This is a genomic window from Lacticaseibacillus zeae DSM 20178 = KCTC 3804 (genome assembly GCF_000260435.1).
Classification (GTDB): domain Bacteria; phylum Bacillota; class Bacilli; order Lactobacillales; family Lactobacillaceae; genus Lacticaseibacillus; species Lacticaseibacillus zeae.
In genome coordinates this window covers 1-1071 of sequence record NZ_BACQ01000065.1, presented here as the reverse complement: position 1 = coordinate 1071, position 1071 = coordinate 1, and the positions used below count along the sequence as shown (strand labels likewise).

General features: G+C 43.4%; 3 protein-coding genes. 1 reads left to right on the top strand and 2 read right to left on the bottom strand.

All coding sequences use genetic code 11. The features are described 5' to 3' along the window. The coding region (locus GSO_RS16095) for a GcrA family cell cycle regulator (protein WP_010489652.1) at positions 1-244 on the bottom strand (244 nt) is incomplete at its 3' end. A 422-nt stretch (positions 245-666) separates the two neighbouring features. Between GSO_RS16095 and GSO_RS13600 the strand changes: the two genes are divergently transcribed. Further along, a complete protein-coding gene (locus tag GSO_RS13600) occupies positions 667-885 on the top strand; it encodes a CsbD family protein (protein ID WP_003573729.1) in 219 nt (72 codons plus the stop codon). Here GSO_RS13600 and GSO_RS18475 read toward each other — a convergent pair. Continuing rightward, positions 863-1071 (bottom strand): hypothetical protein (locus GSO_RS18475; protein WP_010493169.1); only part of this gene is annotated, 209 nt, incomplete at its 5' end. The two genes, GSO_RS13600 and GSO_RS18475, sit on opposite strands and share 23 nt — an antisense overlap.

The window sequence follows — 1071 nt, the reverse complement described above, 5'->3', positions numbered from 1 at the left end:
CCGTGACTGTTTGACTACCATCAGCATTAAGAGCGACTTTTCTGTCAGCGGACGGTGTCTCCCTATTTGTGCCGTCTGAATCGTATTCATTTTTCAGTGGCTTCTGGAACTCGATCCCAAGCCGTCTTGCTTTTCCCTGAAGCGCATCATAGCTAATTCCAAGTTTGTCGGCTGTCTCGCGTCTTGTAAAGCCTTCAGAGGCGAGCTTCCTAATGTCACCGATCTGTTCATCTGTCCATTGCATCTACTCGCCTCCCGAAATATAATGGCCGTGAGCAGTTTGATGACGCTGCTCTACTTTCTGATAAAGAACTTCCGTTGTTCCTGTGGCTCTCGGATTCGGCCCCGAGAGCTTTTTTGTTGCTTAAAAGATTTCAATAAGCTAAAATTAAATTGTTCCAGATAAATACTCATTTTCACTCCTCGGTACTACCCTAATCTTCTAGCTCTCGGCCCCCAACCGAGGGCTTTTTTAGTATACTTATACAAGGAATGTGCTATTATGTAGTCGTGAGCAGTAGCCGTTCTCCTCCAAGTCAATTGCTACTATTCACACATACGTTTCGTTTTTTCATCCTTTTGGCCCTTGGACTGGTCTCTGAGGGCTTTTTTGTTGCACTTTGTATAAGCTTATATGATAATTGATGTTAAAAGGAGGTAATATCTATGAGTTTAGATGGTAAAGTCGACAGCACCAAGGACAAGATCTCCGGTAAAGCAAAAGAAGTTGAAGGCAAAGTAACAGGTGATAAAGCTCGCGAAACACAGGGCAAAGCAGAAGGCATACTTGGTAAAGCCAAGGAAAAGCTTGATGATGCCAAAGATGCTGTTAAAGACACAGTAGATGATGTGAAAAGCAAGCTCAGCACAGATAAAAAAGACTAATTAACTGGCCGGCAAAGTGTCGGCTTTTTTGTTGCTTTTTTAAACCTGTACAAATCCGGTACCAGAGCTTTACGTATTTGATAAACTCATCTGCTATACTGATCGTGCAAGGCAAGCCACCCTTGCAATCACATTTACTTCCCTCATGCATGCCTTCAGCCTGGGTAGCTGGAGGTTTTTTGTTGC